19 protein-coding genes, 1 tRNA gene and 1 pseudogene are annotated in these 19706 nt (G+C 63.5%); 4 read left to right on the top strand and 17 right to left on the bottom strand.

The window, feature by feature from the left end; translation table 11 throughout:
* Window positions 1-93: 93 nt before the first annotated feature.
* On the top strand, window positions 94-1302 hold the full coding sequence (locus MMG94_RS05670; protein ID WP_016918111.1) for a cation:proton antiporter: 1209 nt from the start codon (window positions 94-96) through the stop codon (window positions 1300-1302).
* A gap of 183 nt (window positions 1303-1485) precedes the next feature.
* Here MMG94_RS05670 and MMG94_RS05665 read toward each other — a convergent pair whose 3' ends face one another.
* From MMG94_RS05665 to MMG94_RS05630, 9 genes and pseudogenes are all read right to left on the bottom strand, one after another.
* Entirely contained in the window at window positions 1486-2049 is a 564-nt protein-coding gene (locus tag MMG94_RS05665) for a hypothetical protein (protein ID WP_154419999.1), read from the bottom strand.
* 369 nt (window positions 2050-2418) lie between these two features.
* Entirely contained in the window at window positions 2419-2652 is a 234-nt protein-coding gene (locus MMG94_RS05660; RefSeq protein WP_016918108.1) for a hypothetical protein, read from the bottom strand.
* Between the two features lie 82 nt (window positions 2653-2734).
* Entirely contained in the window at window positions 2735-2824 is a 90-nt protein-coding gene (locus MMG94_RS22090; RefSeq protein WP_425272288.1) for a zinc finger domain-containing protein, read from the bottom strand.
* A gap of 16 nt (window positions 2825-2840) precedes the next feature.
* Window positions 2841-3071 (bottom strand): annotated as a pseudogene (locus MMG94_RS05655) (response regulator); the annotation flags it as partial.
* On the bottom strand, window positions 3062-4483 hold the full coding sequence (locus MMG94_RS05650; protein WP_244962185.1) for an ATPase domain-containing protein: 1422 nt from the start codon (window positions 4481-4483) through the stop codon (window positions 3062-3064). The pseudogene MMG94_RS05655 and the gene MMG94_RS05650, both read right to left, overlap by 10 nt.
* Window positions 4425-4580, bottom strand: coding sequence for an RAD55 family ATPase (locus MMG94_RS05645; protein WP_081495562.1), 156 nt, complete (start codon window positions 4578-4580; stop codon window positions 4425-4427). Before MMG94_RS05645 ends, MMG94_RS05650 begins: the two co-directional genes overlap by 59 nt.
* A gap of 130 nt (window positions 4581-4710) precedes the next feature.
* The gene (locus tag MMG94_RS05640) at window positions 4711-4929 is read right to left on the bottom strand and encodes a YdcH family protein (protein WP_016918106.1); all 219 of its coding nucleotides are present in this window, start codon (window positions 4927-4929) and stop codon (window positions 4711-4713) included.
* A gap of 88 nt (window positions 4930-5017) precedes the next feature.
* The gene (locus MMG94_RS05635) at window positions 5018-6442 is read right to left on the bottom strand and encodes a protein adenylyltransferase SelO family protein (protein WP_016918105.1); all 1425 of its coding nucleotides are present in this window, start codon (window positions 6440-6442) and stop codon (window positions 5018-5020) included.
* Between the two features lie 248 nt (window positions 6443-6690).
* Window positions 6691-6870, bottom strand: a complete 180-nt coding sequence (locus MMG94_RS05630; RefSeq protein WP_016918104.1) for a YdcH family protein — start codon at window positions 6868-6870, stop codon at window positions 6691-6693.
* 463 nt (window positions 6871-7333) lie between these two features.
* On the opposite strand from MMG94_RS05630, the gene MMG94_RS05625 reads away from it, so the two are divergent.
* A tRNA-Val gene (locus MMG94_RS05625) sits at window positions 7334-7408 on the top strand.
* A gap of 83 nt (window positions 7409-7491) precedes the next feature.
* Here the strand turns inward: MMG94_RS05625 and MMG94_RS05620 are convergent.
* The 7 genes from MMG94_RS05620 to MMG94_RS05590 all read right to left on the bottom strand — a co-directional run bounded on the left by MMG94_RS05620 (window position 7492) and on the right by MMG94_RS05590 (window position 16849).
* Window positions 7492-9153, bottom strand: coding sequence for a Na/Pi cotransporter family protein (locus tag MMG94_RS05620; protein ID WP_016918103.1), 1662 nt, complete (start codon window positions 9151-9153; stop codon window positions 7492-7494).
* A gap of 392 nt (window positions 9154-9545) precedes the next feature.
* Complete coding sequence (locus MMG94_RS05615; protein WP_154420001.1) at window positions 9546-9767, bottom strand: hypothetical protein; 222 nt, start codon at window positions 9765-9767, stop codon at window positions 9546-9548.
* A 261-nt stretch (window positions 9768-10028) separates the two neighbouring features.
* Window positions 10029-12269 (bottom strand): TonB-dependent receptor plug domain-containing protein, encoded by a 2241-nt coding sequence (locus MMG94_RS05610; protein ID WP_016918098.1) that lies wholly within the window; start codon window positions 12267-12269, stop codon window positions 10029-10031.
* A gap of 17 nt (window positions 12270-12286) precedes the next feature.
* On the bottom strand, window positions 12287-13588 hold the full coding sequence (locus tag MMG94_RS05605; protein WP_016918097.1) for a di-heme oxidoreductase family protein: 1302 nt from the start codon (window positions 13586-13588) through the stop codon (window positions 12287-12289).
* Window positions 13585-14880, bottom strand: a complete 1296-nt coding sequence (locus MMG94_RS05600; protein ID WP_020372385.1) for an ABC transporter substrate-binding protein — start codon at window positions 14878-14880, stop codon at window positions 13585-13587. The genes MMG94_RS05605 and MMG94_RS05600 overlap by 4 nt, the downstream gene beginning before the upstream one ends.
* A 224-nt stretch (window positions 14881-15104) precedes the next feature.
* Window positions 15105-15899 (bottom strand): TOBE domain-containing protein, encoded by a 795-nt coding sequence (locus MMG94_RS05595; RefSeq protein ID WP_016918095.1) that lies wholly within the window; start codon window positions 15897-15899, stop codon window positions 15105-15107.
* A gap of 83 nt (window positions 15900-15982) precedes the next feature.
* The gene (locus tag MMG94_RS05590; RefSeq protein WP_016918094.1) at window positions 15983-16849 is read right to left on the bottom strand and encodes a hypothetical protein; all 867 of its coding nucleotides are present in this window, start codon (window positions 16847-16849) and stop codon (window positions 15983-15985) included.
* Window positions 16850-17339: 490 nt separating this feature from the next.
* On the opposite strand from MMG94_RS05590, the gene MMG94_RS05585 reads away from it, so the two are divergent.
* On the top strand, window positions 17340-17624 hold the full coding sequence (locus MMG94_RS05585; RefSeq protein ID WP_016918093.1) for a hypothetical protein: 285 nt from the start codon (window positions 17340-17342) through the stop codon (window positions 17622-17624).
* Between the two features lie 127 nt (window positions 17625-17751).
* Here MMG94_RS05585 and MMG94_RS05580 read toward each other — a convergent pair whose 3' ends face one another.
* A complete protein-coding gene (locus MMG94_RS05580) occupies window positions 17752-18204 on the bottom strand; it encodes a DUF2892 domain-containing protein (protein WP_016918092.1) in 453 nt (150 codons plus the stop codon).
* A gap of 173 nt (window positions 18205-18377) precedes the next feature.
* Between MMG94_RS05580 and MMG94_RS05575 the strand changes: the two genes are divergently transcribed.
* Entirely contained in the window at window positions 18378-19673 is a 1296-nt protein-coding gene (locus MMG94_RS05575) for an adenylosuccinate synthase (protein ID WP_026015989.1), read from the top strand.
* The last annotated feature ends 33 nt before the right edge of the window (window positions 19674-19706 follow it).

The following is a 19706-nucleotide window of genomic DNA, read 5'->3' as shown; positions in this document are numbered from 1 at the left end:
CGATACGCGCGCGTCATTCGTTATTTTTCGTCGCGCGGCGGTCCGGTCCAAGGTAAGTGATCGCGACCCCGTCTCAACGCGCTTCCGGTGCCCATGGACGAACATCTCACAAAAGCTGTCGCCTCTCTCGCCATCGCGATGATCGTCGCCATCGTCGCGCGGCGGTTCAAGCTGCCCTACACGGTCGGCCTCGTCATTGTCGGCGCCGTCATGACTTTCACCAGGCCCGACTTCGGGCCGCATCTCACGCATGACTTCATCTTCGATCTCATTCTACCGCCGCTGCTCTTCGAAGCGGCGCTGACGCTCTCCTGGAGGGAGTTGCTGCGCGACTCCGTTCCGCTGCTGACGCTTGCGGGTCTCGGCACGGTCGTCTCCGCCGCGGCGGTCGCTTTCGCCTGCGTGACGCTGCTGCATTGGCCGGCGCCTTCGGCGCTCGTCTTCGGCGCGCTCATCGCGGCGACCGATCCCGTCGCGATCATCGCCATGTTCAAGGACAATGGCGTCAAAGGCCGTTTGCGTCTCCTCGTGGAGAGCGAGAGCCTGCTCAATGACGGCGCGGCGGCGGTGCTCTTCGTGATGGCGCTGGCCTGGGCCGAGGGCCATGGCGCGGGGCAGGGCGCGGGCGAGATCGTCCTCACCCTCGGCCGCATCGTGCTCGGCGGGGTCGCGATCGGCGCGTTGGTCGGCGGCGCCGCGATCCTTATCGCGATGGGCACGACGGAGCATCTCATCGAAGTCGCGCTGACCACCATCGCCGCCTTCGGCTCATTCCTCTTCGCGGAGCATTTCCATTTCTCCGGCGTGCTCGCCTGCGTCACGGCCGGGCTGATGATGGGCAATCTCGGCCTGCTGCGGGAAGAGAACCGCAGCTATCTGAGCGAACGCGGTCGCGAATTCGTGCACAGCTTCTGGGAATATGCGGCGTTTCTCGCGAATTCCATGGTGTTCCTGATGATCGGCGTCGACGTCGCGTCCACGCCCTTCGCCGAATATGGATTCGCGCTCATCTTCGCCGTGATCGGGATCGTGCTCGCCGCCCGCGCGCTCACCGTCTATCCGCTGAGCGCGCCGTTCCTGCCGTCCCGCTGGCGGATCAGTTTTGGCGAGCAGCATGTGTTGTGGTGGGGCGGATTGCGCGGCGCGCTCGGCCTCGCGCTTGCTTTGTCTCTGCCCGACGAACTGCCCATGCGCGACGTCATCGTCGTCGCGACATTCGGCGTCGTGGCCTTTTCCATTGTGGTGCAGGGGCTGACCATGCCGTTTTTGCTAAGGGCGGTAGGGGTGCTTAAAGGGCGTTAGGTTTGTCATAAAGCATTGATTTATTTTAGAATACATCTTTCCTAGAAGGCGCTGCGGAGCCATAAGGGTCTCCAAGCATCGGCGGCAGCCGCTATGAGCGGTTCACATCTTAGATCCCCCGGCAAAGCCGGGGGATAATTACTTCTTAACAGGCTCCGGTTCTGCACGGAGATTGTAGTCGGCTTAGCTGATGGGGCAGCGCCCGCCGCCCGAATAGACGTAGGGTTTTCCCGCGAAGTTGTAGCAGACTTTGCCCCGTGCTGGCCGTGGCCGGCCGCCGCCATAGCCGCCCCAATCTCCGTGGCCGCCGCCATAGCCGCCCCAGCCGCCACCGCCGCCCCAATGGCCGCCGCTCTGCCGGCCGCCGTAACCGCCTCCCCATTGGCCGCCATTGCCGCCCCACTGACCGCCGCTCTGTCGGCCGCCTCCCCAGCCGCCGCCACCGCCGCTCTGTCGGCCGCCGCCATAGCCGCCGCTATTGCCGCCCCATTGGCCGCCACTCTGCCGGCCGCCTCCCCATTGGCCGCCACCGCCGTTCTGTCGGCCGCCGCCACCGCCGCCCCATTGACCGCCGCTCTGCTGGCCGCCGCCATAGCCGCCTCCAGAGCCGCCGCCGGAGCCGCTTCCCGAACTGCCGGATTGAGGCGTCGACCCCTCTCCCCAGTGCCCGCTGCCCCAGGCGAAAGACGCCGAAGGATAAAGAAAAATCGCCGCCGCAGCGGCAGTAATCATATATTTCCGAAGCATGATCGCTACTCCACTCATCAGAACGACTCGCGTTTCGTTCCTGCCCCAGGTGCGAGCAATTTGACGTTAGGCGTTTTTCAAGATTTTTCTGTGCGCCGACGCACGCCAATATTTCGGCGGCGCGACCGACCATCTCAAGAAACGCTTCGGGATCATTCTCAGTTCCTGCCGGCGTAAAACATTCGCCGGTTGGGGATAGGGGCGGCATGGGCGGGCGCTTATGAAGCGGGGCATGCGTCGCAAAGGCTTGCCAGCGATCGCCCTAGGCCCGGCGATCGGCATGCGCCGGCGAAAACAAATAAATATGCAGAAAAGGCAGGGGCCGGCCATGCCCCTGCCGATGCGCGCTCTCGGCTTTTTGCCCAGGAGTTAATGACGGAAGGCGTAGATCCGTATGATCGCCGCCGCGACGGAAATCGCCGCGACAATGGCGAGGAGCCCCATCGCCTTGACATAGACGGACGAAAAGATCGGCGAGGTTTCGCGCTCGCCGACGATTTGGACGCCCGTGACCTGGCGCGGACGGCGGCCATAGGCGTCGGCTTTGGGCGCTCGGGGACGGCTGTCGAAAGAGTTGTTGAACGAAAGACCGAGACGGGGCATGGCTTGGTTTCCCAAATATTGACCGATGGCGGTTCGCTTGTGTCCCGAATGGGGACAGTGGAACGGCCTACGGTCTCGGGCTTCAAGCCGCGTGCCTTGGAGCGCTAACCTCCGATCGACTCGGGCGCCAGCACCTGGCGCAGGGCGTCGAGCGCGATCGGCTTGACGAAATGGTGAGAGAAGCCGGCCTTGCTGGTGATTTCCCGATCTTCGCTGCGGCCCCAGCCGCTCAGCGCGATCAGCGGAATCTCCGCCCCGATGGTCGTCGCCCTGATGCGCCTTGCGGTTTCGCAGCCGTCCATCCTGGGCATGCCGAGGTCGAGGAAGACGACGTCCGGCTTATATTCCGGGACCGCGTCGAGCGCTTCCGGACCGCTGTAAGCGACCTGCGTCTCGACTCCGATCGAGTTCAACAGCATCGCGAAACTGTCCGCGACGTCGCGATCGTCGTCGACAATGGGCGATAGACCGGCGTGCCGGTGAGGACGCCCGAAAAGCTTTCGAGCGGCTTGCTCACCGTTATGCGTCCGGGTCCGAGCATGATTTCGCGAATGGTGGATTCGTGTCGGCCGCTGCGCTTCTTCACCACCGACAAAGCCTTGTGAATCGCGCCGCTCATCTCGAAGAAGCGCAGGAGAATGACATTGTCGGCGAGAAAGCTGAGATCGACCGGCGCCTCGATTTCCGGGCCGAATATCCCGTGCTGCGTAAGCGTCAGGAACGTCGCCACCTGGCGGCGGCCGAGATAAGTGACGAGTTCGCGGATATGCAGCAGAACCGCCGGCTCGTCCATCGCCGATTGCAGGTAGCCGTTCAGCGTATCGATGACGACCAGCTTGACGTCGTCTTCCTCCACTTGCCGGATGAGAAGATCCGCGATTTGTCCGACGCTGAGTTCGGCGGGGTCGAGATGATGCAGGCGAACGAGCCCCGCTTCTCGCGCGCCGGTCATTTCCAGCCCCAGGCCTTCGTCTCTCGCCACATGCGTCTCGATGCTTTCGTCGAAGAGCAGCATGCAGCTCTTTTCGCCTCTTTTCGCCGCCGCCATCACGAAGAGAGAGGAGATGGTCGACTTGCCGATGCCCGCGGGCCCGACGATGAGCGTGCTGGAGCCGTGTGGCAGGCCGCCGCCCATCAATGCGTCGATCTGCTCGACTCCGCTTTGCAAGACAGCGCCGATTTTCACATTTGTGAAACTCTGGGCGACGAGCCGCGGATAGACGACCAGACCGCCGGTGATGATGCTGAAATCATGCGCGCCGCTGAAATAGCGGCAGCCGCGCAGCTTTCTCACGCGCAGCCGGCGCCGGTCGGCGCCATAGTCGCAATCGACCTGCTTGAGCTCGATGATCCCGTCGGCGAGCGTCTGGCTGCGAAGGTCTTTCTCTGTCATGGACGCTTCGTCCAGCACGATCGTCGTACAGCCTTGCGCGGTCATTTGATCGCGAATGCGCTTGAGCTGGCGGCGGTGAAAGGCGGGCGTCGGCGCCAGAACCCTCAGGCTCGAAATCGTGTCCAGGACCAGAAGCGTCGGCTTCAACCGTTCGACTTCCTTGAACAGATGCCGCAACGTTTCTCCGACCTCCACCTCGGCTTCCGGAAAGAGCGTGTAGTCGGCGAGGTCGTGCGACGCTTCGGAGGGAGCCGGATCTCCAAGTTCGCTGATATGGACTCCCTCGAGGCTCCAGCCATGCGATCGCACGATCGTCAAGAGCTGATCCGGCGTTTCCGCATTGGTCGCCATCATGCAGGTCTCGCCGCTTCTGACCGCCTCAAGCAGGAATTTGTAAGGCGATCGTCGTCTTCCCGCTGCCGGGCGGCCCTTCGACAAGGATGAACGCGTTGCGCGGCAGGCCGCCTTGCAAGACGTCATCCAGGCCCGGGACCCCCGACCGGAAACGCTCGATGGGAACAAGTTTTCCAGCCATTCAGGAGCCCCTGATAATAACTGACGAGCTGATACAAGCACGGCTGAAAATAACCATCAACCCGGGGGGCGACAGCCGAGTTGACGTCAATATAGCTATGGTTCAGGTCGAATTGCGCCGCGCTGTCGATTTACGCAATAATGTCGGGCGTCAGCTGATCTTCGAGAAGGGTGATCCGGTCGCGCAGCAAAAGCTTGCGTTTCTTCAGGCGCTGGATTTGAAGCTGGTCCGGCGCGCCGACGGCGATGAGCGCGTCTATGGCCGCCTCGAGATCATGATGTTCGAGCTTGACGCGTTCGAGCTCCGCGCGGATGGCGATCTGCTCCGCGTCGTCGGGATTGTCGTTCATTGCCGTCAAAATTCGCCCCGCCGCCGCCGGTCCAGAATCGTTGGGTAATTATCGCGCCGCACCCAAGACCCGTTCAAGGGAAATCCGTTTAGGCCGGAGCGAAACCGTAGGCGTCGCGCATTTCCTTGATCTGCGCGCTTTTGGCTTGCAGCGGCGTCCAGTCGTCTTTTTCCGCGATCGGAGTCCAGATCGATTCGACCTCGTCGATCAGCATGGTGCAGGGCTCGGCCCGCTGGAAATAAGGATGATCCAGACGCGCCGCCGTCGCCTCGTGCGCCGCGAGCGCGGCGCGGACCGGCGCGAATTCCTCCCGTTCATAAAAGGAAGCCGAGGGACTCGCCTTTGCGCGCTTTTCGCTCGCAAGGCCCCCGCGCCAGTCGAAGAAGGCCTGCTCGAAAGGCGCGCGCGTCGCCATCAGGAAGTCCGTGAAGGATTTGGAGAGCCGCGCATCGGCCTCTTCGCCGGCGGAGGCGAGCGCAAGCCGGCGTAAGAGCGCGGCGCGGAATTCGCGCTGGATGAGCGCGGCGAAACCGTCGAGCGTCTTCTGCGCGAATTCGAGCCCGGTGAGATGCAGAAGGCATTCGGCCAGCCGCGCCAGATTCCAGGCGAGCGCCGGCGGCTGGCGGCCGAAGGCGTAAAGCCCGCTTTCGTCGAAATAGGCGGCGGTGAATTGCGGGTCGTAAGCGGGGGCGAAGCGCCAGGGCCCGTAATCGAAACTCTCGCCCGTCACGTTGATATTGTCCGAATTCAGCACGCCATGGACGAAACCCGCCGACATATAGCCGGCGCCGAGCTTCGCGACGCGGGCGCAGACCTCCTCCAGAAAAGCGCGCGCCTTGGCCTGGGCCGTGAGGCCGTCGAGAGCCGGAAAATAATGGCTGCAGACATAATCGAGCAGCCGCGCGATCGCGGCCTTGTCGTCGTGAAAGGCGAGGCGCTGGAAAGTGCCGATGCGGATATGCGAATGCGAGAGCCGGACCAGCACGCTGGAGCGCGTGGGCGAGGGCTCGTCGCCGCGCTGAAGCGCCTCGCCGGTTTCGATGAGGCTAAAGGTCTTGGAAGTGTCGACGCCGAGCGCCTCGAGCATCTCGGTCGCGAGAATCTCGCGCATGCCGCCCTTGAGCGTCAGCCGCCCGTCGCCGCGCCGCGACCAGGGCGTCCGCCCGCTGCCCTTCGTGCCGAGATCGAGCAGGCGCCCGTCGGCGGCGTCGCGGAGCTGCGCGAACAGAAAGCCGCGGCCGTCGCCCAGCTCGGCGTTGTAAACGCGGAACTGATGGCCGTGATAGCGCAGCGCAAGAGGCTGCGGCAGACCGCCGGGCAGGGGCTCGAAGCGCCCGAAATGAGCGATCCATTCTTCGTCGGAGAGTCCGTCGAGCCCGATGCGCGCCGCCCAGCGCTGATTGCGAAAGCGCAGAATGGTCTGGGGGAATACTGCCGCGTCCACATGATCGAAAAAAGGCTCGCCCAGGGTCTCGTGCAGGGTCTCGGGACGATAGGAAGCGGTCACGGGCATTGGGAGGGTCTCGTCAGTTTCGGTTGGCGCGCGAGCAAGGGACGCGCCAGAACATATGGCGAGACGGAGAGGACGGCGATGTTTCTCGACCGGCCGAAGGCGTGATCGGGAAATCTGGATTTGGAAGGGCTCCGCGTCGGGACGGGCGGGAGGCGCACATTGTAGGCGCGTGGCAGGCGCTTGCAAAAAGAAAAGGGCGGAACCTCATTCCGCCCGCATCTGTCGGCGTTTGTCTTTGATCTATCGCGTCAATGCCGCGTTTCCGAGATCGACAATTTCGCCAGCTCGTCCTTGATCTGCAGCTTTTTGCGCTTCAGCTCCAGAATTTTCGCCTCGTCGGCGTTGGGGTGGAGCTTTTCCTTCTCGATTTCCTTTTTGAGCGCCTCGTGGCGGCGTTGGAGTTCGACGATATGGCCCTGTAAGGACATGCGAAACCTCCTTTTTGACCTCTCCTCTGCGAGAGGAGCGCAACGTCAAGCATGCCACAACGAATGACGTCCGCAAGACGTGAAATGACGCAGGCGTCACAATTCTTTCGTCGTCGTGACGCAGAAATTTAACGTTTCGTTAGTCAGTGCGGGGGTTAAGGCCAAGGTAATCGGGTGAAGGGCCACTTTTGCTCTCCTTCATCCTGAGGAGGCCTCGAAGAGGCCGTCTCGAAGGACGAAGGAGAGCAAAAGCAGCGCGAACGGACTTCCTCGTCCTTCGAGACGCCGCCTGCGGCGGCTCCTCAGGATGAGGAAGTCCTTCACCCGATCGCCCTGGGGTTAAGGCCTGCCATGCGCGGCCGTTCGGGCGCGAAATTTTTCGCGACGAAGGCGCTTGCGCCCCGCCGCGTCCCCCACTATACACACGCCACCCGAGCCGCCGCCGAGGCGGAACCCCGGAAGGGGGCGCGTAGCTCAGCGGGAGAGCACTACGTTGACATCGTAGGGGTCACAGGTTCAATCCCTGTCGCGCCCACCATTCAAATCAGGCACATGCAGAACAGGCCATGCGGAAAACAGCCCGCTGAAGCGACTTCATGCGCCTCTCCTTCGGGCCGGAAACTATCGAACTACCCGGATAATTCGACTGGGCAGCAACTCCCCTTCACGCTCCAATACGGGATATGCGGCGGCGGCTACGATGTGGCTGTTGATCGACTTCATATCTCGCAAAAGATCGAGATGAAGGGCGCTTGCCTGGACGGCGTCCAATCGGCCATTCCGCAAGCGCTCGAAATGGGCCAAGGTCGCCTGTGTCTCGGCTTCCCGGAAAGCAATCTTCTCGTCGGCGAGCGTTCGTGCGATTCGAGCGTCTTCCGTCATGAAGAGCGCCGCCGCCGCCTTCAGGTTCGACGTCAATCGCTCGATCAGATCGATAAGCTCGGCTTGCTCTTCCCTGGCGAAGACCAGTCCGCGTTTCAGGCGCTTCGCGGCGTGGGGCAGCAAGTTGCGGTCGATGACGTCTCCGGCTTGTTCAAGATTCATCGTGAAGCAAAGGATTTCATTCAGCCGACGATGGTCCTGCTCGTTAAGTTCTTCCGGGTCCAGCGAGATCAAATAGGCCTTGATGGCTCCGTTCAGTCGGTCGAGAACATCGTCGCGCCGCCGCGTCTCGACGATCTTGCGGCGATCCGCCGAGGCGAGGGCCGCGCGGGCTCCTGCGAGCATCTCTCCCAGAGCGTCGGCGACCCGCAGCGCTTCTCGCGCCGCGGCGCCGAGCGCAACGATCGGCGTCTCCTTGGCGGCAGGGTCGAGATAGATCGGCTGCGAAGGGTCGGTCGGATCGACCCGCTTGGGGAGCAGCTTCTCCAACAGACCGGCGAAAGGCGTCAGCAGCGGCAGGAACAGAGCCGCAACCGCAATGTTGAAGAGCGAATGAAAGTCTGCGACGGCGCGAGCATTGTCCGGGACGATGGTTACAATCTGACGGCTGATCGGCTCCAAAAAAGCGAGCCCAAAGCCCACGCCCGCCACGCGGGTCAGCAAGTTCCCGATCGGCAGCCGTTTCGCCGCAAGCTCGTCATTTGCAGGTCCTTCCAGAACCGGGTTGATGGCGGTCCCGAGATTGGCGCCAAGCACCAGCGCGAACGCCGCGAGCGGCGGCACGGCCCCCTTGCTCGCCAGAGACATGATGAGCAGAACGACGGCGACGCTGGAATGCATCGCCCAGGTCAGCCCGGCGGCAAGCAACACGTCGAGAAGAGGCGAAGTCGCCGCCGCGCCGAGCAGGAGCCTCATGCTCGGCGTATCCTCGTAGCTCACCATCAGTTCGAGCAACTGATGCAGGGCGAGGAGCATCAGTCCGAGGCCCGTAAAGACGCGCCCAATGTCGCGGGCGCGCGGGCTGACGTCGCGACGGAACATGAGCACGCCAATAAGTATCAGCGCCGGGGCGACAGCCGCGACGTTGAAGGATAGAATTTGCACGATCAACGTCGTGCCCACATTGGCGCCGAGCATGACGGCGAGGGCGGGCGCCAGTTCGACAAGACCGCTCGCTGCAAATCCGGCAGTCATTAACCCTGTCGCCGTGCTGCTCTGAAGGATGGCCGTGACGCCAAGGCCAGCGAGAAACGCCCCCGACCGGTTCCTGAGCGCCTGCCCGAGCATAGCCCGCAGATTGGGGCCAAAGGCGCGCTGGACGCCGGTTTGCACCATATGCACGCCCCATAGAAGAAGGGCGATAAAGCCGGCGAGATCGACGAGGTTGAGGGAGAATCCCATCGGCAGCTTACCTCCGTGACCATTAAGAGTCGGCGGGTGCGCGCGCTACTATTCTATGGAGTTTATAGATATTCAACCCGCAATTGACGGCGTTGGACGAGTCATTCCGGCCCGTGCGGCGAAAATCCGGCCTTTTGCCGAGGGTCGAGGGCAATTTCCTCGACAGACGGCGCGAAGTCGGCTTTCGCCGCCTGCCGCTCGGCGAACTTCTCTTCGAGGCGTTCGCTCAGAAAGACGGCGCGTCCGGGGGTGACGGTGGGCCATGGCCCGATCATAGGCGCGCAGACGCGGCGTCGCCAACGTTTCACGAGCGACATCGGCCGGCGCCTCTGATCAAGGACGCCACGCCTCGAAAGTCTCGTTGCCGGACGCCAGCGAAGCGAGCGTCTCCCTCAGCACTCCCATTTCCATAGTTGCGTGTAGTCGTTCCAATACCAGCAGACGCCCGGCCTCAAAGGCCGCGACGGCGTGCTCCAATCCCGGAACTGGTAGCGCCAGGGCGCGCCGTAGGCTTGGATATCGCCGTCATACGGGAATGGGCCGGCGCGTTGCGCTTCGGCGGCGGTGGCGGATGCGACGATCATCGCGATCGTCAGGAGCGCGAATTTTTTCATCTTGGCCTCTCAGTTGGAACGCTATCTTGACGACGGCGTTCATCCTGCTCTTCCTTCGAGCGGCGCTTTGTGAAAGGCCGCCCTTTGTGACAGGCGTTTAATTAGGCGCCGTCTCTCGCTTGGGAATCGTGGCTTGCACGTAATGTCGACGCTCGAAGGCGAGCGGCGCGGGCGCCGGCCAATGCGCCGAGGCGCGGGCCGCATATGAAAAAGCCCCCGCGCGCCGGCGCAGGGGCTCGTTCGTCACGGGGCTTCCGCTTTTTAGAAATTCGCCTTCACCGCCAGATAGAAGCTACGGCCAGGCTCGGGGAAGCCATTGGTCAGCAGATAGAGCTGGTCGAACAGATTTCGCGCGCCGACCGTCAGCTTCACATTGTCGGTCATCTGATAATCCGCGTTGAAATTCGTCAGGAAGTAAGCGCCCGTCCGGTAATAGGCGCTGGTGTTCGGCACGACCGTCCACCGGCTGCTCGCCATTTCGATATTCGGCGTGAGGGTGATCTGCGGGATCGGGCGATAGCCGGCGTAGAGGAAGAGCTTGATGTCGGGCACGCCGATCGGCTGGAAAAATGGGATGTAGGGCGCATAGACGCGCCGGCGGATGACGGTGAGGTTGCCGCCGAGCGAGAAATCTTCGCGCGGCTGATAATCCGCGGAAACTTCCGCGCCCGAAAAGCGTCCGGAACCGACATTCTGCGACTGCGTGACGTTCAGGCCATAGGCCGGGACCGGAACGTTCTGGATGAGATTTTGCACCCAGCTATGGAAGATGTCGACGGAGACGCGCGCATTGGGCGTGATCTGGCTGGACCAGCCGAGATCATAATTGACCGCGCGCTCGGGCTGCAGACTCGGATTGGAGGTGGCGCCGCCGAAGCGCGTGCTGAAGCGCTCGAAGAGCGTCGGAAAGCGAACGCGGTCCGAGACGTTGAAATAGACGCGGTCATTGTCCTTTTCATTGTAGCGCCAGATGACGGCGCCCTGATAGTTCGGCGCGCTCATGTCTCTTGGCGTATAATTGATGGTTCCCTGAGGCAGCGCGAAGCCTTGCGCCTGACGCAGATGGCGCCAGTCGTAGCTGAAGCCGCCGACGACATCGATGTCCTTGCGCGGATGGAAAGTGTTCTCCACCGCCGCCGAGTAAGTGTCTTCCTGACTCGCGATGACAGGCTGGGCGGAGCAGGGAATGTTGGCCCAGCATCCTCTATTGTTGTTCTGGAAATTGACGCCGTAATTATATTGCCATTCGGTATGTGTATCGAGACGATAGAAGAAGAGCCCCTTGAGCGTGTCGATGTCGCCGAACTGCGTGCCGGCTTCGACATCCGTTCCGAGCGCATAATCCGAATAATGGCTCTGGAAGGATTTCTGGAGCGATTGAAGATAATAGCCCGGATTGTCGTAGGAATAGAGCGCGTTCTCGAACTTGCTCCAATATCCCCGCGTCTTCACGTAGGACGCGTCGCCAAGCTGCGTTTTGGAGAGGAAATAGAGATTCTGCACGTTCCAATAGGGCCATTGCCAGTAATTCTGCTGCGTGATCGGCTGATACACGTTCAGCGGCGAGCTCTTGACGCCCGACTGGCGCGAGAAGGTCAGCGAATATTCGTCGGTCGTATTCGGCGTCACGCCGACCTTGGCGTTGACGTTGTAATCCTGCGTATAGGACTGGTTGCGCATGCCCCAGCCTTGATTGGACATCCACGTTCCGAAGCTTGCGGGGAGCACCCAGCCGTCGAACCTCTGCCACGCGCCGCTGAGCTGCGCGTAGTACAGATCTTTCTTCGTGCCGACGAAGCCGTAATTCTGGATGCCCTGATAGGTTCCGTCGCGTCCGAGACTCATGCGGCTTCTCAGCTCCGCCTCGACCTCGCGCGTCGGCTTGCGCGAAACGAGGTTGATCTGACCGCCCATGCCGCCGGGGCCGTCCAGCACGGAGACATAGCCCTTTGCGATTTGCACTTCGGCGATGTCCGGCGTCAGGAAGCGCGCAAAGTCGAGTCTGTTGTCGACCGGGAGATAGACGCGCACGCCGTCGACGGTCAGCGGAACCTGCCAGCGATCGAAGCCGCGCACATAGATGTTTTGTTCGTTGCGCTGACCGCCCGTGGTGTAGGCGTTGACGCCCGGCGCGATATTCACGGCCTGATCGAGCGTGTTGCGCGCGAAAGTTTCAGTCTGGCGATTGGTGATCGTATAGCCGCCGAAAGCGTCGGTGTTCTGCCTCGGCGTCGGGGCGCTGTCGGTTTCGAAGCTGGCGCGCGCGGGCGCGGCGGGTTGCGTGGGTTGCGTCGCTCCGCCGCCGGCCTGCGCCGGCGCGCTTGGTTGCGCGACGCGCGTCGGCGTCGCCAGACGGCGCTCGCCGACCTTGATCTGCCCCAGTTCGAACGCTTTCGGCGCGCGCACCTCGATCGGCGGCAGCGGGGTTTGTGCGTTCGCCCCCACGGCGAAAGCGAGCAGCGCGCCGCCGGACAAGGCGGTCGAAACGAAAAGTTTGGTCATGTGAGCATCCCCAGCCGTTACAGTGAATTGAGAAAGGCGAGCAGCGCGTCGCGCTCCGATTTCGGCAATCGGCGAAAGCCGTCCGCCGCATCCTGCGCTTCGCCGCGGTGCCACAGGATCGCCTCCGCAAGCGTGCGGGCGCGGGCGTCGTGCAGATAGTTCGCGCCGTCGCCGCCCTTGCCTGCGAGGCCGAGGCCCCAGAGCGGCGGCGTGCGCCAATCGCGCGGACCGGCTTCGTAATCCGCGCGCCCATCGGCGAGACCATCGCCCATGTCGTGCAGCAGCAGGTCGGTATAGGGATGGATTTCCGAGCCGCTCAGCGACGGCGCGTCGGCGAAGTCGCCGACCCTCAGCGTTTCGCGATGGCATGCGGCGCAACCGAGCGCACGGAATTGCGCTTCGCCCGCGACGGCGTTTGGCGCGTCGGCGCCGCGGCGCGCGGGAACGGCGAGCAGGCGGATATAGGCCGTCGTCGCATCGAGCTGCGCGTCTGAAAGATCGGGCTTCTTCGAGCCTGCGGCGACGCAGGCCGATTGACCGACCGCGCAGCTTTCCTGCGGGAAAAGCGAAGAGGTGACGCCGATGTCTTCCGCGAAGGCGTTGGCGATCTGCTGCTTGAGACCTGGTTGGTTGGCCTTCAGGCCGAAGCGGCCGAGCCTGTGGGCCTTGGCCTCGATATCCCAGACGTAATTCGGCTTGCCCTTGCCGGCGAGAATTTCCGCTTCCGGCACGGCCTCGAGAAGGCCGAGTCCGAAAACGGGCGGCGCGTTTCTGACCGAGATGCGACTATCGGCGCCGATCTCGCCATAAGCGAGATTGCGGAAGGCGAGTTTCGGGCGACGCAGCGTGACGCGTTCGCCGTCTTCGAGCGTCACCGCTTCTTCGTCATAGGCGATCACGGCCTGGCCTTCGCCGGCGACGCCGGGAACGCCTTCTGGATTGAGCTGAGCGCCGTAAGCGGGATGAGCGCGCGGTCCGCCATGCGCATCCGATCCCTCGACGCTCAGCCTCGCCGCCATGTGCCGCGCGAGACCGTTCTCGGCGTCGGGCGCGGCGCCGCGTCCGTTCTTCACATGGCAGGCGATGCAGGAAAGGCGATTATATAGCGGACCGAGGCCGACAAGGTCGGGATGGTCCTCCGACGGGCCGATGAGCCAGGCCTGCCGGAACAGCCCTGAGCCGCGCCGGAAGCGGACGGACTGCGGAGCCTCCAGCCCGGCGAAGGGCTGTGAAAACGCCTCCGTTTCCGGCGCCTGCGTCTCGTAGCGCGCCGCGCCGGCGAGCGTCAGCGCGACGAGGATCAGCGCCGCGCGTTTCACGGCGCGACTCCGAGGCCGGCGAGAACGTCCCGCGCCTTCTGGCGGGAAGCCGCGATTTCTTCCCGCCATTTGGCGATCGTCGCCGGATCGATCGCGTCTCTCGATCCGAACTTGCCGAGAAAGGCGACGTCGCGCGCCTCGACATTCGAAACCGGCATGAAGCTCATGAACTGACGCGCTTCGGCTAGAGCCCTGGCGCGGGCTTCATCGGGCGCCGACTTCTCCGCCGCGTGGATGGCGCGCCAGAGCGCGGCGTTCTGCGCGTGATTTTCGACGATGGCGAGATCGAAGAGGAGCGTGACGAGCGGCGGCCGGCGACGTCCGATCTCGAAATCATAGTCGAGGATCACATTGCTCGGCAGCTTGAAGGGATCGACGAGCGCCGCGGGCTTTTCGTCATAAGCGTCGGGACGCGCGGGATGGCGCATGCTGTCGCGCTCCATCATCAGCTTCTGACCGTCTTTGGAGAGGGCGAAGTCGATGAAAGCCTGCGCGTCGTCGATATGTGGCGAGGACGCGGTCATCGCGATATGAGCGGGCAGGAAGGCCGTGCGCGCCGGATAGATCATCTCCACCGGGGCGCCGTTCGCCTTGGCGCTGACGGCGAAGAAATCGATGGTGAGTCCGAAGACGGCCTTGCCTTCTTTGACTTGCGCGGTGGGCAGCGCGCCTTGATCGAGCAGGGCGGCTTCGCTCGCCATTTCGCTCAGGAGCGACCAGCCCGCATCCCATCCTTCGCTTTGCAGAAAGATGTCGTAGAGCGCGGGCGAGAAGCCGACCTTGGCGGGAATCGGCATGACGAGCCGGCGCGCGTAATCTGGCCTGGCGAGTTCGGCCCAGCGCTTCGGCGCGGCGAGATTCTCCGACGCGGCCAGCGGCGCATTCATCGCCACGCCATAGCCGGCGACGTCAAAGGCTTCGAAGCGGCCGTCGGGATCGGAAATCCGCTGATTGGCGAGCTTGCCGGGTAGAACGGCGCGCTCGACCTTGATGGGACGGAAGGCGCCGCGCTCGCGCAATATAGAGAAGTTTGCGAGCGTCGGCGCCCAATAGACGTCCGCGCCGCCCTGTTCGGGCTTGCTGAGTTCGGCGAGCGCGTCGCGCGACTGCTTCCAGACATATTGAACGTGGACGCCCGGATGACGCTTCTCGAATTCCTGTTCGTAGCGCGTCGTCAGCTCTTCGGGGAAGCTGGTCACGACGACGATCTTTCGTTCCTCGCCATTCGCGGGCGCGAGCGCGCAGAAGACGAGGAGGGCGGGGGCGGCGAGCGCGGGGCGGAGCGAACGCAAGATCGCTATATGATGTAAGCACATAACGATGAAATAAAATTAAACGACGAGACGCTGTCAATTACGCTTTAGCTGAAATTGCAGACAAAAAGCCGTTCAGTAAGGCTTTTCCGGCAAAGCTTCGCGACCTGTTGCCGCGAGGCAACACATTATATACGCATTCAATATAGCGATAGGCGATTTGATGAGGGAAAGCGGGCCGGAGGCGCGCGTGACGCGCGGTCTCAGTCGGCGGCGAGGATGACGTCCTCCGGCGCGAAGCGCGCGGTCACCTGGCTGCCTTCGTCCAGGCCCATCGACTCGACGTCGCGCCGGGGAAGGACGGCCGTCATGGTTTTGCCTGCGCCGATGTCGATCAGCAATTCGCAATTGCGCTCCGCGTCGGTGCGGCGGGAGACGACCCCAGTGAAAAGATTTCGCGAATCGTCGGACGACTGGCCGGACGAGGCCAGTTCGACGAAGGAGGATTTGACCAGCGCGACGACTTTTCGGCCCGGACGAAGATCGAGATCCTCCGCGCCGTCATTGGTGATCACCGAGTAGATTTTGTGTTCGCCGGAAATCTGCAGCGTCACTTCGACGTCGACCGGCCATTTCTTGACCGAGACGACTTCCGCGCGAAACAGGTTGCGCGCCGAGATGCGCAGTCCGAGGCTCCAGAGCGGAAAATCGTCCTGCCCATCCAGGCCTTCCGCCGCGATCATCGACGAAATTCGGGACAGCCGGTCTTCCAGCTTGTGGAAGGTCTCGATCAGCTTCAGGCCTTCCGCCGTGACCTCCGCGCCGCCGCCGCTCTTGCCGCCGGCCTTCGTCACGAAAGCGGGGCTGGGAAGCAGATTGTTGATGGCGGTGACCGCGTCCCACGCGGCCTTGTAGCTGAAGCCGACCGCCTTGGCGGCTTTGGAGATGCTCTTGTGCTCGGCGACGGCCTCGAGAACCTTGATTCGGTCGCGCCCGATGAGGAGCTTTCCCTCGCTGCGCAGCGCAAGGAGGGCGTCGATTTTTCTCGTGGGCGACATGCGCAAGGCGTCCGTCTCGAAGCTGACGCCATCAATCTCGACATATTTCGCCGAATGTCAAAGAGACGGGCCGCGCGCCCGCCTCAGTGGAGGGAGGCCCGGGCCTTCGCGGTGATGTCCAGGAAGGGAGTCCGCTCCACCGCGTCGACGACCGCCTCCGCAATCGCCCGTCCGCGCTCGTCCGTCCCGGTCCAGCAGGCCTGCCGCCTGCGCGGGTCGATCTCGACAAGCTTGACGCCCCCGGGCGCCAGCGCGCCGTCGCGCGCGATCCCGCGAAGATAGCCGTCCATCGGCGCCCGCAGCGGCAGTCCGTCGAGATAGCCGACGACATAGTCCTTGAAGACCATCCCGCCAATGTCCAGCGGCGTGCGCCATGCGCCTGCCCGAGTCGAATAGATGAAGCGCTCCTTCCCCGCGCCGCCGAGCGTGCGGGCGACGCCGTCGGCGAGCAGCGTCTCGCCGTCGGCGACAAGATCGCCCGTCCGCTTGGGATGCGTCTCGATGGCGATGTCGCAATTCGTCCGCGCGCCGAATTTCGGGCCGATCCCGATGGCCAGCCGCGCCACGCCGCGCAGATCGGGCGTGACGCGATGCTTCTGCATGCGCGCGTCGACGACGATGGTGGGACTGCGCAGCGTGATGAGATCCGTCAGCGGAAGATGGGTGACGGCGACGCGTCCGGGACCGGCGAGGGCGTGGACGAGTTCGATCGCGGAGTCGGCGCGCTCGCCGACAATCCCGTCGACCTCCGCGCGATCGTCGAAGAGCGCGTCGTGAAAGGCCATGCCGCGCCGGATGACCGGCGGAAAAGGATCGTGGCTCAACACGACCCGGAAGCGCGCCCAGGAGAGCCGCACGGCGATCGCCGAGGCGATCTCGTTTGTCCCGAGTATGATGGCGAACCGGTCGGTCCGGTCCGAGAGAAAGCCGCTTGGGATGAGATCGTCCATGGTGAGGCCCTTTGTCCGCGCATGGAGCGGAGCAAGGGACGGGCCAACTCGGCGGTCATCGTGATGTTGTAGATATATATAGCGTATCGAGCTTTGCAGCGTTGGAAAGGGACGCGCTCCGTCCGTTTTAAAATGTCTGCTTGCGAACGCGCCTGTCGCAATCCCTGCATGTCTTGCGGTTGCAGTCCGACGGACTGCGCTCTGCGACGCGATCAAGAACGGCGGCGCCCATCTGGATTGCTTCGTTTCGCTCGCGTTGATGGAGCGGCCTGATCAATATTCGTAATATATATTTTTGGCATGATGGCGGCCGCATTTGCAAATATATGTAGAATTTGAAACATATAACTTAGATCGTAACTGATTATACATAGCATAAACAGATAAGTTTTGCATCAGGCCAAGGAAAATCTCATTTTCCACATTGAAGGACCTCTGCGCACGCTTCTTGCCTGTGGCGCGTTGGCTACGACAGGCGGGGAATTTTGTGATGCCCTTCATCATCGAGATCAATTGCGGGGCGCCGGTTTCGATGGCGCGCAGGCTTCTGACATATGGGCGCGGGGATGTCGCCATCCCGCAGCGCGGGCCGAGCGCTGGCGATCCGCCGCGGCGCCGGGTGGAATGCGAGCCGAAGCGCACGGCTTTACCTGTCGAACCGGAACTGGCGTTTTGCGACGTCCTGGTCGTCAGCGCATCGATCCTCGGCCTCGTCGCGACGACGATCGCGCTCGTTCGTCTCGTCGATGTCGGTCTCGACGCGCTTTGCCGGTAGCGGCGCTTCAGCGCGGCGGCGCGGCGCCCTCGCGAAGGAATTTCCGTTCGCCCAGCCCTTGCGTCCCGCGCCGTCTGAAAGCCTTGTTTGGCGGGGAGCGTCCGGCCCGGGCTTTCCCCGCGCGCGGCTAGACCCTGTGCTCGCGCAGCGTTTCCTGCAGACGGAGCATCGCCTTCTCCACTTTCTGGAAATCGCCGCGCAGCGCCTTCAGCGCATAGCGCTCCTGATCGATCTCATGGCTGGTGCGAAAGCCGAGCCGCCGCAGCACGGGCAGAGGCGGGCACCAGCCTTGAACGGCGTGCTGAAGGAGAAAGCCCGCGACGGCGACCGGAATCGCGAGCCATCGCCGGTCGCCGAGAAGGCCAAGCGCGAGACCGGCGAGGGCGACGGTGGAGGCGTTGGCCTCGAGCGCCCGCTCGACGTCCCATTCGCGATCGAGCTCAGAGAGCCGCTCGCCAATGCGGCCGGGATGCAGCGCGAAATAGACGAGCCGCTCCAGCATCTCCTCGTGGATCATGCGGTTGACGGCGTCGGATGTGTGGTTCTGGACCCGGTCGGCGGCTATGGTCGCGTCGGTCATAAGGGAGGCCTCCTCCTGCCCACGGGCAACCGGCGAGGCGGCGGGAAGTTCCGGAGGCGGCCCCGCGGCGGGTCTTTACCGCCCGGCGTTCCTGCGCTAAACCCTGCCGGTAACGAGCCCTTCGCGTTACCGCGCGGGGCTTTTTCCGTTTTTTGAAGCGCGAAGACAAGATCATGGCGAATGTGGCGGTGGTCGGCGCCCAGTGGGGCGACGAGGGCAAGGGCAAGATCGTCGACTGGCTGTCGGTGGAGGCGGACGTGGTCGTGCGCTTCCAGGGCGGCCACAATGCCGGCCATACGCTCGTCATCGACGGCGCGACCTACAAGCTCGCTTTGCTGCCCTCCGGCATCGTTCGCCCCGGCAAGCTCTCGGTCGTCGGCAATGGCGTCGTGGTCGATCCGCACTTTCTCGTCGGAGAGATCGAGCGGCTGCGGGAGCAGGGCGTCGAGATCACGCCCGCCAATTTCAAGATCGCCGAGAATGCGCCGCTCATCCTGTCGCTGCATCGCGAGCTCGACGCGCATCGCGAGGAGGCCGCCGGCGGCGGCGCCAAGATCGGCACGACGAAGCGCGGCATCGGCCCCGCTTACGAGGACAAGGTCGGCCGCCGCTCCATCCGGCTGATGGATCTGGCCGAGCCCGATACGCTCGACGACAAGATCGCCCGCGCCCTCGCCCATCACAATCCGCTGCGCAAAGGTTTGGGTCTGCCGGAAATCGCGCCCGCCATGCTGCGCGAGGAGCTGCTGTCGGTCGCGCCGAAAGTCCTGCCTTTCATGGACGCGGTGTGGGACCTCCTGGACGAGCAGCGCCGCGCCGGCAAGCGCATCCTCTTCGAGGGCGCGCAGGGCGTGCTGCTCGACGTCGATCACGGCACCTATCCTTACGTGACGTCGTCTAACACAGTGGCGGCCTCGGCCGCGAGCGGCTCGGGCCTCGGGCCGGGCGCAATTGGCTATGTGCTTGGCATTGCAAAGGCCTATACGACGCGCGTCGGCGGCGGGCCGTTCCCGACGGAGCTTCACGACGCCATTGGCGAACTGATCGGCGATCGCGGCCATGAATTCGGCACCAATACGGGCCGTCGTCGCCGTTGCGGCTGGTTCGACGCCGTGCTGACGCGTCAGGCGGTCAAGACGTCCGGCATCAACGGCATTGCGCTGACCAAGCTCGACATTCTCGACGGTTTCGACGAGATCAAGATCTGCACGCATTACATGCTCGACGGCAAGCGCGTCGACCGCCTGCCGGCCTCGCAATCCGCGCAGGCGCGCGTGACGCCCGTCTATGAAAGCTATCCCGGCTGGAAAGAGACGACGAGCGGCGCGCGCTCATGGGCCGAGCTGCCGGCGCAGGCGATCAAATATGTCCGCCGCATCGAGGAGCTGATCGGCGCGCCGGTCGCGCTGCTCTCGACCAGCCCGGAGCGCGACGACACGATCCTCGTGCATAATCCGTTTCAGGATTAGGCTCAGCGGCAAACGCTCCGCCGCTGTTTCGCG

Source organism: Methylocystis parvus OBBP (genome assembly GCF_027571405.1).
GTDB classification, from domain to species: Bacteria; Pseudomonadota; Alphaproteobacteria; order Rhizobiales; family Beijerinckiaceae; genus Methylocystis; species Methylocystis parva.
Note: the sequence above shows the minus strand (reverse complement) of the source record. Positions and strands in the feature narration are given on the sequence as shown.